Below are 15,005 nucleotides of genomic sequence, written 5' to 3'. Positions count from 1 at the left end.
CCCTTCTGCTGATGTTCTCCCCCGACATCCGCTGCATCGTGGTGGTCGGCGCCCAGTGGGGCGACGAGGGGAAGGGCAAGGTCGTGGACGCCCTCGCCGAGCGCGCCCAGCTCGTGGTGCGCTACCAGGGCGGCGCGAACGCGGGCCATACGGTGGACGCGCCGGGCGGCGAGTTCGTGCTGCACCAGATCCCGGCCGGCATCCTGCATCCGGGCACGGGCTGCGTCATCGGCAACGGCGTGGTGCTCGACGCCGAGACGCTGTTCCACGAGATCGACGCCCTCGTCGGGCGCGGCGTCACCGTCCAGGGCCGGTTGACGGTCAGCGATCGCGCGCACCTGGTGCTGGCGTACCACAAGCTGCTCGACGCCGAGAGCGCGCGCAGCAAGAAGATCGGCACCACCGCCCGGGGCATCGGTCCCGCGTACGAGGACAAGTACGGGCGGCGCGGCGTGCGGGTCGGCGACCTCCGACACCCCGAGATCGTCGCCAAGCTGGTTCGTGCCGGCTGCGAGCGCGCCAACGCGATGCTGGCCCAGTCGGGCTCGCGCAAGCGGTGCGAGCCCGGGGAGGTGGAGGGCCTGCTATTGGAGCTGGCGCCGCGCCTGCTGCCGTTCGTGGGCGACGCGGGCAAGCTGGTCGCGGACACCCTCGCTGCCGGCGGCCGCGTGCTGCTGGAGGGCGCGCAGGGCGCGCTGCTCGACGTGGACCACGGCACCTACCCGTTCGTCACCTCGTCCCACACCACGGCGGGCGGGGCGGCCGTGGGGGTGGGCATCGGGCCGACGGCGATCGACGCGGTGCTGGGCATCGTGAAGGCCTACACCACCCGCGTGGGCAACGGCCCGCTTCCGACCGAGGCGGCGCCGGCGGAAGGGGAGCGGCTCCGCTCGCTGGGCGACGAGTTCGGTGCCACGACGGGGCGGCCCCGGCGGTGCGGCTGGTTCGACGCGGTCGTGGTGCGCTACGCGGCGCGCGTCAACGGGCTCTCGGGACTCGCGGTCACCAAGCTGGACGTGCTGGACAGCTTCGAGACGGTGCCGGTGTGCACGCACTACCGGCTGGGCAGCGAGCGGCTCGACGAGCTGCCGGACAACGTCGCGACCCTCGATGGCGTGGAGCCGGCGTACGAGCTGATGCCGGGCTGGCGGCGGACGACCGGCGAGGCGCGGCGGCTCGCGGACCTGCCGGATGCGGCGCGGCGCTACCTGGACCGGCTCGAGGAGCTGGCGGGCACGCCGGTGAAGTACGTGGGCGTGGGAACCAGGCGGGAGCAGCTCATCGCCGTCGAATGATGGGCCGTGACCGTCCCGACGGCCCCGACGTCGGAACCCGCGTCGTCCTGCTTCAGACCCCCAGCTTGCCCCGCAACGCCGCGAGGCGTCCCGGCGGTCCCGCCGGATGCCCGTAGTCGTAGTAGTAGTAGCGGTCGCGCGCCTTCTCGACGCCGTTGAGGACGGTGCCGGCCACCCGGGCCTGCACCCGGCGGAACAGCTCGACGGTGCGCTGCGCGGCCACCTCCTCCGTCTCGCCGGCCCGCAGCACGATGATCACCGCGTCGGCGCCCGCGCCGAGCACGGTGGCGTCGGTGACGGCCAGCGCCGGCGGCGTGTCGAAGATCACGTAGTCGTACTGCGTCCGCAGCTCGGCAAGGAGCCGGTGCATCGCCTCCGAGCCCAGCAGCTCGGACGGATTGGGCGGCAGCGCGCCTCCCGGGAGCACGTCGAGGCCCCCGATGACGTTGGGCCGCACCGCCTCGCGCAGCGTGGCGGTGCCCACCAAGATGTCGGTGAGCCCGGGCTCCTGCACCAGGTTGAAGGCGCGGTGCACCAGCGGCCGCCGCAGGTCCGCGTCCGCGAGCAGCGTGTGCGCGCCCTGCTGGGCCAGCGTGATCGCCAGGTTGGCGGCGGTGGTGCTCTTGCCCTCGCCCGGGCCAGGGCTGGTGACGCAGATGACCTGCAGGCCGCGCTGCTCGGCGCGGACGAACGTGACGTTGGTCCGCAACGCCCGGTACGCCTCGCTGGTCGGATCGTCCGGCGCCGCCCGCGTGATCAGCGGGATCGCGCCGTGCCGGCGGCCGTTGCGCCGGTCGTGCCCGCCGCGCGGATCGACCGGGATCAGGCCCAGCACCGGCACCTCGAGCGCCCGCTCGATGTCGGCCGACGACTTGATCGTCTGGTCGAGGTACTCGAGGAAGAACGCGCTCACCACGCCGAGGAACAGGCCGATCAGCAGGCCGATCGTCACCTTCTGGCGCGTGCCGATCCCGATCCGCGACGCGACGGTCGCCGTCTCGACGATGTCCACGTACGGCGAGATGGTGGCCGACGAGATCTGCGCCGCCTGCAGCTGGGTCAGCAGGTAGCGGTAGGTGTCGTTGTACAGGGACGCGTCCAGCTCCAGCTGCCCGATCCGCGTCTCCTTGCCCGGGTAGGCGGCCAGCTGGCCCCGCAGGTCCGCGATGCGCGCGTCCACGGCGGCGACGTCGGCCTGGAGGCTCTGCTCGGTCGCCTGCGCCGCCTGCCGCAGCGCGCGGCCCGCCTGCTGGATCCGCTGGTCCAGCGCCTGCACCGAGGGGTTGTCCTCCCGCAGGCCCAGCGTCCCGGCCGTGAGGCTGCGCCGGTCGTCGTAGAGCTTGAGCAGGTTCTGCATCTGGAAGGCGATGGCCGTGTTCTTGTCGATGTCCGGCATCGCCGCCAGCCGGTTCAGCACGTCCAGCGTCACGTTCCCGTCGGACGTCGGCCCCAGGATCCCCTGCAGCAGCGCCAGGTCCTCCCGCCGCTCCTGCTTCTCGCGCTCGAACAGCTGCAGCGAGTTCAGCAGGGCCTGCTCCTCGGCGCTCAGGTCGGTCGCGTGCTGGGTCTCCTTGTACTGCTGGAGCGCCGCCAGCGCCTGCCGGTACTGGCCTCCGGCCTCGTCGAGCGAGCTCTTGAGGAAGTCCTCGCGCTGGGCCGCCGTCTGGCGCAGCCGCGCCACGCCGTTCCAGCGCAGGATCTCCAGCGCCTGGTTGAGGACGTCCGGAGCGAGCGACGGGTCCTCGCCCTCGTACCAGGCACCCACCACCGTCGTGCCCGACTGGACGTCGAAGCCCATCCCCCCGCGCACTTCGCCCGAGGCCGTCACCGGCGCGACGATCGCGAACCGGATGGTGCGCGTCACGTCGGCGGGCCGGACCACGAAGCGGAACCCGTGCACCGTGTCGACCACCGGCACCGCGTAGCTCCCGGCGTCGAGGACCCTGCCACGGGCGTCCTGCACCTCATAGCCGGCCGGTCCCTTGAGGACGAGCGCGAAGGTGTCGTTGGGCGCGGCGAGCGCGACCCGCACGTTGTCGAGGACGTTGGCGCGTCCGATTCGCCCGTCCAGCAGCCGGAGCTGGAGGCCCAGCGAGTCCGCCACCGCGAGCGCGAGGTTCTGGGTCTTCAGGAACAGCGCCTCCGACAGCACCGGGTCGGTCTTGATGTCGAGCTCGTTGACCTGCGGCTCCTCGAGCCGCGTGGCCCCGTACTTCTTGGAGCCGACCTGGAACGAGGCGTCCGAACGGTAGCGCGGCACGGCGCGACGCGCGGAGGTGTAGGCCGCGACCACCGCAACCACGGTGACCACACCGACGATCTTCCAGTGCATCGCCAGGACGCGCACGATGTCCCGCAGGTGGACCTGGCGCTCGGGGCTGAGGCCGTGGGTCCGGCCGCTCGGTGACGGGCTCAGAAAGGCCTCCGCTGTTCAGACCGCAAGCGTTCGTACAGGCTGCTCCTCGACTGGAGCACGGAATCGCGCAACGTGGCGTAGGGACGCGCGCCGTAGGGCCGGCCGAACGGAGAGGCCTGGTACGGCGAGTAGAGCGGGTTCGGGTTCAGGTCGAACAGCGGAATGGCCTGCGGGCTGCGGGCGAGCGGTGAGGCCTGCGCGCCCTGGAGGTCGGCGGTGGGTGCGCGGGCGCCGTTGGAGCAGTACGGAGCGCCGAGGCACGGCTCGCACTGGCAATTGAGGATCTGGTTCATCGTGCAGGCCCGGCACCGGCCGCCCGACTTCTTGGTGCACGGCGGGCAGGACGCGGCGGCGGCCGTGCGCGCGGCCAGGGCGATGGTGAGGACGGTCGGCACGCTCCAGCGCGCGAGCGCGCCGAGCATCTCGCGCCGGCTGACTTCGCCGCCGGCCGTCGGAATTGGGCCGGGGCTCACCGCGCGGCCTCCCGCTCCAGGGCCGCGGCCACCGCGGCGGGGTCGCCGCCGACGGCGCGGTAGGCGGCCACGTCGGCCAGACAATCGAGTAGACGCACCGTCAGGTCCTCCTGCCGCGGCGCATCGCCCGCGGCCTCGCCCAGCACTCTCTGCGTAACGTACACTGCGGCCTCGCCCTCGCTCGTCCGCACTACCCCCGGGGAGCCCGCCCGGTCGCGCGGATCGAGCAGGAGGACGGCCCACGGCCGCCCGGCGTCCGCCTGCCAGCTACGGCGAAATGCCGCAGGGCTGACATAATAGGAACCGGCGGCAAGAACCGTTCCGACCACCGCTGCCGCGCAGCGGCCCGCGATCAAGGGCATCTGCCGCAACGAGTTCGCATCGAGCTTCACCGACCGGCCGACCGCGGAGAACGCTCCGTCGGCTGGTGCAAACCGCACCACGTCGTCACCGAGCATCCGATGCCCGCGGAGCATCAGGTGAGCGACGAGCGTGGACTTGCCGGACCCCGAGTCGCCCACGATCAGGACGAGGCGGCCCCCGATGTCCACGCCGCCCGCGTGCAGGAACACGACGTCCGGGGTCGGCTGGTTGAGGAGGTCCTCCGTCGCGCGCCACTCGAGAAAGGCCCAGGCGTCGCCGAGGGCGGCCGGCCCGAACTCCGCCCGCGCCGGACTCGTGGCCACCCAGCCCTCGGCCGCGCCGCGGGGCGCGCGTCGCAGCGCGTAGCGGAGGGTCGGCTCGAGCGTGGTCGCCGGCTCCGCGTGGTACAGGGCGGCCAGCGCCCGCGCGGCGATGGGGTCGTCGCTCGCGAACTCCAGGACCTGGGGCGCGACGGCGATCCGCCGCTCGCGCACTAGCGCAGCAGGCCCTCGTCGGCGAACCGGCGGAGCACGTCGTCGATGTCGTCCTTGATGCGGGTGATGTCGAGGCCGGGCACGTCCCTGACGATCGCGTCGGCGATTGCCGATCGCTCGAAGGTCCCGTCACAGTAGGTCCAGATGACGGCGGCGGTGAGGTTGAGGACGTGGGCTTTCGCCCGCGCCGCATCGTAGAGCACCCACTCGGAGCCGACCCGCCTGAGCAATAGGTCGGGCCGCGCCACCGGGCGCGAAAGGACGCCAGCTTCGGTCATGAAACGCCAAGATAGGAAACTGTGGCGGATTGCACAACCCTCTCGCGGACTTCCGGTTACGCCACTTCCGGCCGGGAGGGCGCCGGGTGCGCGCGCCGGGGGGGCCCCGGGCCACGCGCGGGCGAGACGCTGCTTGCTCGCACCGTCGGACCGGGGGTAATTTCCTCCGCCTCCTCCAACCTCCACCTCGGGTTCAGCAGGGCTCATGGCGGACAGCGATCGCATGGAGAAGCTGGTGTCGCTGGCGAAGCGGCGCGGCTTCGTCTTCCAGTCGTCGGAGATCTACGGCGGCCTCGGCTCGGTGTGGGACTACGGTCCCCTGGGCGTCGAGCTGAAGCGCAACATCAAGGACCGCTGGTGGCGCGCGATGGTCCACGCCCGGGACGACATCGAGGGCCTGGACGCCGGCATCCTGATGTCGCCGCGGGTGTGGGAGGCCTCGGGCCACGTGGCGGGGTTCACCGACCCGCTGGTGGACTGCAAGCACTGCAAGCAACGCTTCCGCGGCGACGACCCGCGCATCAAGGGCACGCCGGGGCAGCCCGACGCGCAGTGCCCCGCCTGCGGCACCCGGGGCTCGCTCACCGCGCCGCGGATGTTCAACCTGATGTTCAAGACGTTCATGGGGCCGGTGGAGGAGGACGCGGCGGTGGTGTACCTGCGGCCGGAGACCGCGCAGGGCATCTACGTCAACTACCTCAACGTGCTCCAGGGCTCGCGGCAGAAGATCCCGTTCGGCATCGCGCAGATCGGGAAGGCGTTCCGCAACGAGATCACGCCCGGGAACTTCATCTTCCGGACCCGCGAGTTCGAGCAGATGGAGATGCAGTTCTTCGTGCGGCCGGGCGAGGACGAGAAGTGGTTCGAGTACTGGCGCGAGCAGCGCATGGCCTGGCAGGCGGCGCTGGTGCGCGACGCCGCGAAGCTGCGTTGGCACCAGCACGGGCCCGGCGAGCTGGCGCACTACGCCAAGGCGGCCTACGACATCGAGTTCGAGTTCCCGTTCGGCTGGCAGGAGTTCGAGGGGATCCACAACCGCACCGACTTCGATCTGTCGCGCCACCAGCAGGCGTCCGGCAAGAAGCTCGAGTACTTCGACCAGGAGCGGAACGAGCGCTACCTGCCGTACGTGATCGAGACCTCGCTCGGCGCCGACCGCCTGGCCCTGGTCGTGCTGTGCGACGCCTACGACGAGGACACGGTCGAGGGCGAGGCGCGGGTGGTGCTCCGCTTCCGGCCCGAGATCGCGCCGATCAAGGCGGCCGTGCTGCCGCTGGTCAAGAAGGACGGGATGCCCGAGATCGCCCGCCGCATCTACGACGAGCTGCGGGGCCGCTTCACGATGTTCTACGACGACGGCGGCTCGATCGGGCGCCGCTACCGCCGGCAGGACGAGGCGGGGACGCCGTTCGCCGTGACGGTGGACGGCCAGACGACCCAGGACGGCACGGTGACCGTCCGGCATCGCGACACGCTGGTGCAGGACCGCATCGCGGCGGCGAGCCTCGCCACCTGGCTGGCGGAGCGGCTGGCCCCGTGATGGTCGAGGAGCTGCGGCGCCGCGGCGAAGCGATGTGCGGCGAGCTGGGCCAGGAGAGCTACCGCACGGGCGCGGGCCTCGCGGCCGAGTCGCATTTCGCGGAGATCTTCGGCCGCTACCCCGACCTGGCCGACGACGCGGCCGTCGCCGCGGCGCGCGGCCACCGCGAGCTGCTCGAATGGGTGGTGGACAACCGGGTGGGCCGGGCGGTCGCGGCGCTCGACGATCGCCTGCACGCCTGGGAGGCGCAGGCCGTGCTGCCCCTGGAGGACGGCGAGACGCTGCCCTACCAGCGGGCCGCGATCGAGATCGCGAACGAGCCGGACCGGGCACGCCGGCTGGCGATCGACGCCGTGCGGCGCTCGCTCCTCGCGGCGCCGTCCGCCATCCGCCGCGAGCGGCTGGAGACCGAGCGCGACCTGCTGGCTGGGCTCGGGCTGGGCGACGTCGTGGCGGCGCGCTCCCGCCTCTCGGGCGTGGACCTGCCGGCCCTGGGCGAGGCGTGCGCCGGCTTCCTCGCCGGGACCGAGAATGTCTACCGCGACACCCTGCGCGAGCTGCTGCAGCGCGAGCTGCGCCTGGAACCCGGCGACGCCGACCGGGCCGACGCCGCGTACCTGTTCCGCGGCGCGGGGTTCGACGAGTTCTTCCCCGGCGGCGAGCTGGTCTCGACGGCGCGCCGGCAGCTGGCGGAGATGGGGCTGGACGCGGAGGCCGGCGGGCGGATCCGCTACGACGCGGACGACCGCGAGCGCAAGCGCTCGCGCGCGTTCTGCTCGCCGGTCAAGGTGCCGGACGAGGTGTACCTCGTCATCCGGCCGTTCGGCGGGCAGACCGACTACCGGGCGTTCTGGCACGAGCTGGGCCACGCCCAGCACTTCGCGAACATCGCGCGCGCTCTGCCGTTCGAGCACCGCTGGCTCGGCGACAACTCGGTCACCGAGGCGTTCGCGATGCTGTTCGAGCACATGGTCGTGGCGCCGGGGTGGCTCGCGCGCTTCACCCCGCTCGCGGGGGAGCGGCGGCGCGCCTTCGAGCGCTCCCAGGCCTTCGCGCTGCTGGCGATCCTCCGGCGCTACGCCGCGAAGCTCCGCTACGAGCTGGCGCTGCACCGGGCCCCGGGCCTGGGGGCGGGCGTCCAGGCGTACGCGCCGCTCCTGAGCGAGGCGACCGGATTCCGGTACGCGGACGAGGACGCGCTGCTGGACCTCGACGACGGCTTCTACGCGGCTCGCTACCTGCGGGCCTGGCAGCTGGAGGCGCTGCTGGCGGCCTCGCTGCGGGAGCGGTTCGACGAGGACTGGTTCCGGAACCCGCGCTGCGGCGCCTGGCTGCTCGAGCTGTTCTCGCGGGGCCAGCGCGACGACGCCGTCGCCCTGGCCACGGGCGTGCTCCGCCGCCGGCTCGACTTCGGTCCGCTGATCGAGCGCGCCGAGGCGGCGCTGGCGTAGCGGCGGCGTTCTCCGGCGGCATGCGGCGGCGCGACTTCGAGGCGATGGTCCGCGGGATGATCCGCGAACTGCCGCCCGAGTTCCGCGAGGGGATCGTCGAGGTCGAGGTCACGCCCAAGCGGGTGCCGCACCCGGTGCGGGCCGGCATCTACACCATGGGCGAGTGCGTCCCCCACGTCTTCGGCGCGCCCGGCGACGAGGGCGCCCAGCTCCGCTCCACCGTCTACCTCCACCACGGCTCGTTCGCGGCACTGGCGGCCGGCGACGCGAGCTTCGACTGGCGGCACGAGGCCTGGGAGACGCTCACCCACGAGGTGCGCCACCACCTGGAGTGGCGGGCCAACGAAGCCGCGCTCGAGGCGTTCGACGACGCGGTGGAGGCCAACTACGCCCGGCAGGAAGGCGAGCCGTTCGACCCGCTGTTCTTCCGGGACGGCGAGCGGGTCGCGCCGGGCGTGACCAAGGTCGAGGACGACGTGTTCGTGGACCGGCCGCTCGGCCGTCGCGCCTGGCGGCGCGCCGCGGGCACCTCGCTCGAGTTCGGCTGGCACGGGCGCACGTACCGTGTCGCCCTGCCCGAGCGCGTCCCCGACGTGCTGTTCGTCACCGTGGACGGGGTCGAGCCGGAGCCGGCGGGGGAGCTGGTGGTCGTGGTGCGCCGGCGGCCCGGATGGCGGGACCTGTTCCGGAGGCCGGAGGTGCGGCGGGTCGAGTTGCAGGGAACTGTCGGCGGGTAGTGGGTGGTGGTCGTCGTCCCCACCACCCACGACCGGCAACCCGCCAACCATCTCGGGTTATTTCGCGCTCTCGACCTTCACTTCGATCTGACGGGGCTTGGCCCGCTCGAGCTTCGGCAGCCGGACCGTCAGCACGCCGAGGTCGTAGGTCGCCTTGATGTGCTCGGCGTCCACCGTCGAGGGCACGGTGAAGGAGCGCTCGAACACGCCGTAGTACCGCTCGTAGCGGTGAGCGTGGTCGGTCTTCTCCTCGGCCGTCTGGCGCTTCTCGCCGCGGATCGTGAACAGGTTGTTCTCGACCGAGATCTTCACGTCCTCCGGCTTGATGCCCGGCAGCTCGGCCGTGATCTGGACGGCGTCCTTGTCCTCGACCACGTCCACCGGCGGGGTCCACGGGCCCACCAGCGAGGCGCCGTCGTCCTGCGTGGACAGCGGCCAGCCGCGGAACGCCTCGTCGAGGAGGCGGCCCAGGCGGCCGTTGATCGTCGGCACGCCGTCGAACAGCGGGTGGGTGGAACGGGTGATGGCGAACATCGTGCAACCTCCTGTCTCGTCGCTTACCTTGTCCTGGTGCGGCCGGCCACCGTGGCCGGCTTCCGCATGCGTGGAAGGCAAGGGGCGTGCCCGTTCCCGGGCCCCGGAACCGGCCATCGCGGCGGGCCCGCCGGTCATTCCTGCAAGGCGCGAGTCAGGGCGGCAGACGGCGGCGGCCCACGAACCAGGAGCGAAGGCATGATCTACGAGACGTCCACCACCCTGCCGCCGGGCGAGGTGCTCCGGCGCGCCAAGGACTTCTTCTCCACCCGGGTGCCCGCGACGGGGGCCTTCCTCGAGCGGGAGAGCGCGGCGCACGTGGCGTTCCGCGGGCAGGGGGGCGAGGAGATCGTCATCGCGGCCGCGCCGGCGGCCTCGGGCTCGACGGTGCGCGGCTCGACCCTCCTGTTCGATCAGCAGGTGCGCCGCTTCCTCTCCACGCTGGACGAGGCACCGCCCGGGACGGTGACGCCGTGACGCCGGTGCCCACGACCCTGCGGCTCCGGGTCACGGTCGCCGACGCGTGGCAGGTGTACCCGCTCGAGATGCGGGCGAACGAGAAGATCGCGGCGGTGAAGCAGCGGTCGCTGGCCGCGGCGCGCATAGGCGCGGCCCGCGCTCCCGAGTTCGTGGTCAAGTACGGCGGGGCGCTGATCGCGAACGAGGCGCGGTCCCTCGCGGACCTGGCGGTCCCGGACGGGGCGGCGTTGGTCGTGCTGCCGGCGCGCCGGCGCGCCGTGCGATGAGCCCGTGCCCCGGCGGCCGACGGCAATGCGGGAGCCGGGGGCGCCGCCGGAGGGGCGCGTGACGGTCAGCCTGGTCACCCACCGGGCGTGCCTGGAGCACTGCACCCCGCCGTGGCATCCGGAATCGCCGGCGCGGCTCGAGGCGGTGCGGGCTGCGCTGGCCGCGGGCCCGGTGGAACAGGGCATGGCGCACTGGGTGGAGGCGCCGCACGCCGAGCGCGACGACGTGCTGCGGGTGCACGCCGCGGACTACCTCGCCCGCCTCGAGGCGCTCGACCGCGGCGGCGGCGGCGCCCTCGACCCCGACACCTACCTCGGACCCGGCTCGCTGGAGGCGGCGTGGCGCGCGGCGGGAGCGGTGGTGCGGGCGGCCGAGCTGGCACTCGCCGGCGGCGGCGCCGCCTTCTGCCCCGTGCGGCCGCCCGGCCATCACGCCACGCCGTCGCGCGCCATGGGATTCTGCCTGCTCAACAACGCCGCGGTCGCGGCGCAGACCGCCCTCGAGCGGCTGGGTGCGGAGCGCGTGCTCGTCGTGGACTGGGACGTCCACCACGGCAACGGCACGGCCGACGCGTTCCGCGCCGAGCCGCGGGTGCGCTACGTGTCGCTGCACCAGTGGCCCTACTACCCGGGCACCGGCGCGGAGGACGACGTCGGCGCGGGCAACCTGTTCCACGTCCCGCGGCCGCCCGGGCTGCCGCGCGAGCGCTACGTGGCCGACCTGCTGGGCGCCGTGGACCGCGCGGTCGCGGGATTCCTGCCGTCGCTGGTGATCGTCTCCGCCGGCTTCGACGCGCTGAACGGGGATCCGCTCGGCGGCTTCACGCTGGAGCCCGACGACTACCACGACCTGACGCACGCCATCCGGCGCCGGGCGTCCGGCGCCGCGATGATCTCGGTCCTCGAGGGCGGCTACGATCCCGCGCGGCTGGCCGCCGCGGCGGTGCGGCACGTGCAGGCGCTGGCGACGTGAGGCTCCGGGGGGCCGTGCCGGCGCCTCGTCGGCGGAGCGAGGGGTGAGCGTGGCGCTGAAGCTGGCGTTCGAGGTCCTCGAAGTCCGGACGCGTCATCCGTTCACGATCGCGCGGGGCACGAACGAGTCGTACCGGCGGGTGTGGGTGCGGCTCGCCGACGCCGATGGCGTGGAAGGCTGGGGCGAGGCGGACCCGTCCCCGTACTACGGCGAGACGGCGGAGACCGTCGCGGCGGCCCTGCACCGCCTCGAGCCGGTGCTGCCGTCCGATCCGTTCGACCTGGAGGGCGCCGAGGCGGCGATGGCCCGCGCGCTCGCGGGCAACGCGTCCGCCCGGGTCGCGCTGTCGGCGGCGCTTCACGACCTCGCGGGGAAGCGGCTCGGAGTGCCGCTGTGGAAGCTGTGGGGCCTCGATCCGGCCCGCGCGCCGCTCTCGTCCTTCACGATCGGCATCGCCGAGCCCGACGTGGTGCGCGCCAAGGTGCGCGAGGCGGCGGCGTGGCCGATCCTCAAGATCAAGGTCGGCACGCCGCACGACGAGCGCATGCTGCGCGCCGTGCGCGAGGCGACGGACAAGCCGTTGCGGGTGGACGCGAACGCGGGGTGGTCGGCCGAGCAGGCCATCGCGCGCCTGCCGCTGCTCGAGGAGATGGGCGTGGCGCTGATCGAGCAGCCGGTGGCGCCGGACGATCTCGCGGGCCTCGCCGCCGTGCACCGCGCCTCGCGCATCCCGATCGTCGCCGACGAGTCGTGCCGGGTGGCGTCGGACATCCCCGGGCTCGCCGGCGCGGTGGACGGGATCAGCATCAAGCTGGCCAAGTGCGGCTCGCTGCGCGAGGCCCTGCGGATGGTGGCGGTCGCGCGTGCCCACCACCTGTCGGTGATGGTGGGCTGCATGGTGGAGACCTCCCTCGGCATCACCGCGGCGGCGCACTTCACGCCGCTGCTGGATCTGGTGGACCTCGACGGGGCCGCGCTCCTGGCGCACGACCCGTTCGCGGGCGCCTCGATCGACGGGGGCCGGATCGCGCTCCCGACCGCACCGGGGCTCGGCGTCACGCGACGGTGATCTCACGGCGGCCGAGGCGGATGGGGCGGGCGGCGCGAAGCACGCGCGTCGGGCTGCCCAGGCCACTCACGGCGCGATGACTCCGCGGCGGCCGAGGCGCATCGGGCGGGCGGCGCGATGAGCAGCGGGTTCGTCGACGTCGCCCTGCCGCTCGCCCTTCCCACGCCCCTGACCTACGCCGTGCCGGCCGGCCTGGCCGGGCCGGTGACGCCGGGCTGCCGGGTGGTCGTGCCCGTGCTGCACCGCGAGATGATCGGCATCGTGACGGCGGTGGACCGGCCGGCGCCGCAGGCGCGGGCCCGGGACCTCCTCGCGGCACCGGACCCGGAGCCGGTGCTCGGGCCGGACCTGCTGGCGCTGGCGCGGTACGTCGGCCACCGCTACGCGGCGCCGCCGGGGCTGGTGCTGCGCGCGATGCTGCCCGCCGCGCTGTTCTCGGTGGGGCAGCCCGTGGTCGTCGTCGCGGCGGGGGCGCTGGAGAGCGCGGGCGCCGCGGCGCTGCGCCGCGCGCGGGGACCGGCCGCCCAGGCCCTCGCGCGCCTCCTCGCGCGGCCCGGCCGCGCGATCCCGCTCGCCGCCGTGCGGCGCGCGGGCGGCGGAGCGGGCCTGAGGCTGGTGCGGCGGCTGGCGGCCGACGGCCTGGCGCAGCTGGTGACGAGGCCGCCGCGCACCGCGCCGGCGGAGCGGGGCGAGCGGATGCTCGAACTGGCGGCCCGCTACGACCACCTGATGGATCTCGACCGGCGGTTCGCGCGCGCGCCGAAGCAGCGCGAAGCCTACGAGGTGCTGCTCTCCCTCGGGGGGCGGGCGGCCGCGGCGGCCCTGGAGCGGCGCGGGCTCTCGCGGGCGGTGCTGGCGGCGCTGGTGGAGCGCGGCGACGCCCGGAGCGTGGTGGAGGCGCGGGTCCGCGACCCGTTCGCGAGCCTCGCGCCGAGCCTGCCGCCGGCGGAGCCGACCCAGTCGCAGCGCGCGGCGGTCGCGGCGCTCGGCGCGCTGCCGCCGGGCGGCGCGGCGCTGCTGTTCGGCGTCACCGGCAGCGGGAAGACGCTGGTGTACCTCGAGTACCTGCGCGGCGTGGTCGCGTCGGGGCGCGGCGCGATCGTGCTGGTGCCGGAGATCGCCCTCACGCCGCAGACGGTGGCGCGCCTGAAGGGCGTGTTCGGCGACGACGTCGCCGTGCTGCACAGCGGCCTGTCGGACGGCGAGCGCTACGACGCGTGGCGCGCGCTCCGCGAGGGACGGCGGCGGGTGGCCATCGGTGCCCGGTCGGCGCTGTTCGCGCCGATCCCGCGCCTGGGGGCCATCGTGCTCGACGAAGAGCACGACGCCTCCTACAAGCAGGGCGAGGCGCCGCGCTACCACGCGCGTGAGGTCGCGCTGCGCCGCGCGGCGCTGGCCGGCGCCACGGTCGTCCTGGGGAGCGCGACGCCGTCGCTCGAGAGCTGGGCGGCCGCCGGGAACGGCGCGCTCCGCCTCGTCGAGCTTCCCGAACGGGTGGGCGCCCGCCCGCTTCCGCCGGTCCAGGTGGTGGACCTGAGGAGCGCACCGCGGGTGGCGGGGTCGCTCGCGGTGCCCTGGAGCGAGGCGCTGGACGCCGCGGTGCGGGGCGCGCTGGAGCGCGGCGAGCAGGCGATGGTGCTCCTCAACCGCCGCGGCTTCAGCCGGTTCGTGCAGTGCCCCTCGTGCGGCCGGGTGTGGGACTGCCCCAACTGCAGCGTCGCCCTCACCTACCACCGCGCGCCCGCCGCGCTCCGCTGCCACCACTGCGCCCACCGGGAGAGCCCGCCCACGGCGTGCCCCGACTGCGGCGCCGAGGTCCACCGTTACCGGGGCGCCGGGACGCAGCAGGTCGAGGACTTCATGGCGGAGCGGTTCCCCGCGGCGCGGATCGCGCGGATGGATCTCGACAGCACCGGCGAGCGCTGGGCACACCAGCGCATCCTGGAGCGGGTGGAGGCCGGGACCGTGGACGTCCTGGTCGGCACCCAGATGATCGCCAAGGGCCTGGACTTTCCGCGGGTCACGGTGGTGGGCGTGGTGGACGCCGACGTCGCGCTCAACCTGCCGGACTTCCGGGCGGCCGAGCGCACCTTCGACCTGCTGACGCAGGTCGCCGGGCGGGCCGGCCGGGGGCCGCTGGGCGGGCGGGTGATCGTCCAGACCTGGGCGCCTTCCCACCACGCCATCGTGCACGCCGCCGGCCACGACGTCCGCGGGTTCGTCGAGGCGGAGCTGGCCGAGCGGCGGAACCCGCCGTACCCGCCGCACGTGCACCTGGCCAACGTCGTGCTGAGCGGCCGGGACGAGCGGGTCGTGGCGCGGGCCGCGGAGCGCGTGGGGGCGTGGCTGCGGGCGTTGCTCGCCGCACGGGCCGACGTGCACGCGGCCGTGCTGGGGCCGGCGCCCTGTCCGATCGAGCGGGCACGGGACCGGTGGCGCTGGCACCTGCTGGTCAAGGCGGCCGACGACGGCGCGCTGACGCGGCTCGCGGGCTACCTGGCGGCGCGCGCTCCCGTGCCGGCCGGCGCGCGCCTGGTCGTGGACCGCGACCCGGCATCCCTGCTCTGAGACGCGGTATTGAACTCGCCTACGGCCGTTCGTATTATTCGCGCCGCTCATGGCCCGTCAGCCCCCTT

The 15,005-nt window shown here is 74.1% G+C and carries 14 protein-coding genes; 9 read left to right on the top strand and 5 right to left on the bottom strand.

Going from position 1 to position 15,005, the window contains the following annotated elements:
• Positions 1–11: 11 nt before the first annotated feature.
• A complete protein-coding gene (locus tag VMF70_00655) occupies positions 12–1,295 on the top strand; it encodes an adenylosuccinate synthase (GenBank protein ID HTT66511.1) in 1,284 nt (427 codons plus the stop codon).
• A 52-nt stretch (positions 1,296–1,347) separates the two neighbouring features.
• On the opposite strand, the gene VMF70_00650 is transcribed toward VMF70_00655, so the two are convergent.
• The 4 genes from VMF70_00650 to VMF70_00635 all read right to left on the bottom strand — a co-directional run bounded on the left by VMF70_00650 (position 1,348) and on the right by VMF70_00635 (position 5,319).
• Complete coding sequence (locus VMF70_00650; protein ID HTT66510.1) at positions 1,348–3,642, bottom strand: polysaccharide biosynthesis tyrosine autokinase; 2,295 nt, start codon at positions 3,640–3,642, stop codon at positions 1,348–1,350.
• Between the two features lie 65 nt (positions 3,643–3,707).
• Positions 3,708–4,184, bottom strand: a complete 477-nt coding sequence (locus tag VMF70_00645; protein HTT66509.1) for a hypothetical protein — start codon at positions 4,182–4,184, stop codon at positions 3,708–3,710.
• Positions 4,181–5,041, bottom strand: coding sequence for a hypothetical protein (locus tag VMF70_00640; GenBank protein ID HTT66508.1), 861 nt, complete (start codon positions 5,039–5,041; stop codon positions 4,181–4,183). Before VMF70_00640 ends, VMF70_00645 begins: the two co-directional genes overlap by 4 nt.
• Positions 5,041–5,319 (bottom strand): PqqD family protein, encoded by a 279-nt coding sequence (locus VMF70_00635; GenBank protein ID HTT66507.1) that lies wholly within the window; start codon positions 5,317–5,319, stop codon positions 5,041–5,043. The genes VMF70_00640 and VMF70_00635 overlap by 1 nt, the downstream gene beginning before the upstream one ends.
• 205 nt (positions 5,320–5,524) lie before the next feature.
• Between VMF70_00635 and VMF70_00630 the strand changes: the two genes are divergently transcribed.
• The 3 genes from VMF70_00630 to VMF70_00620 are packed head-to-tail and all read left to right on the top strand — an operon-like array spanning position 5,525 to position 9,047.
• On the top strand, positions 5,525–6,859 hold the full coding sequence (locus VMF70_00630; GenBank protein HTT66506.1) for a glycine--tRNA ligase: 1,335 nt from the start codon (positions 5,525–5,527) through the stop codon (positions 6,857–6,859).
• A complete protein-coding gene (locus VMF70_00625; GenBank protein ID HTT66505.1) occupies positions 6,856–8,310 on the top strand; it encodes a hypothetical protein in 1,455 nt (484 codons plus the stop codon). Before VMF70_00630 ends, VMF70_00625 begins: the two co-directional genes overlap by 4 nt.
• Before the next feature lie 20 nt (positions 8,311–8,330).
• Positions 8,331–9,047, top strand: coding sequence for a hypothetical protein (locus VMF70_00620; GenBank protein HTT66504.1), 717 nt, complete (start codon positions 8,331–8,333; stop codon positions 9,045–9,047).
• A 57-nt stretch (positions 9,048–9,104) separates the two neighbouring features.
• Here VMF70_00620 and VMF70_00615 read toward each other — a convergent pair whose 3' ends face one another.
• Entirely contained in the window at positions 9,105–9,581 is a 477-nt protein-coding gene (locus VMF70_00615; protein HTT66503.1) for an Hsp20/alpha crystallin family protein, read from the bottom strand.
• Between the two features lie 198 nt (positions 9,582–9,779).
• Between VMF70_00615 and VMF70_00610 the strand changes: the two genes are divergently transcribed.
• The 5 genes from VMF70_00610 to priA all read left to right on the top strand — a co-directional run bounded on the left by VMF70_00610 (position 9,780) and on the right by priA (position 14,937).
• On the top strand, positions 9,780–10,058 hold the full coding sequence (locus VMF70_00610; protein ID HTT66502.1) for a hypothetical protein: 279 nt from the start codon (positions 9,780–9,782) through the stop codon (positions 10,056–10,058).
• A complete protein-coding gene (locus VMF70_00605; GenBank protein HTT66501.1) occupies positions 10,055–10,327 on the top strand; it encodes a hypothetical protein in 273 nt (90 codons plus the stop codon). The genes VMF70_00610 and VMF70_00605 overlap by 4 nt, the downstream gene beginning before the upstream one ends.
• 58 nt (positions 10,328–10,385) lie before the next feature.
• Positions 10,386–11,300, top strand: a complete 915-nt coding sequence (locus tag VMF70_00600) for a histone deacetylase (protein HTT66500.1) — start codon at positions 10,386–10,388, stop codon at positions 11,298–11,300.
• Positions 11,301–11,343: 43 nt separating this feature from the next.
• Complete coding sequence (locus tag VMF70_00595) at positions 11,344–12,369, top strand: dipeptide epimerase (GenBank protein HTT66499.1); 1,026 nt, start codon at positions 11,344–11,346, stop codon at positions 12,367–12,369.
• Between the two features lie 117 nt (positions 12,370–12,486).
• Entirely contained in the window at positions 12,487–14,937 is a 2,451-nt protein-coding gene (priA, locus tag VMF70_00590) for a primosomal protein N' (protein HTT66498.1), read from the top strand.
• Positions 14,938–15,005: the final 68 nt, after the last annotated feature.

This window comes from Gemmatimonadales bacterium (assembly GCA_035502185.1).
GTDB lineage: Bacteria > Gemmatimonadota > Gemmatimonadetes > Gemmatimonadales > JACORV01 > Fen-1245.
Note: the sequence above shows the minus strand (reverse complement) of the source record. Positions and strands in the feature narration are given on the sequence as shown.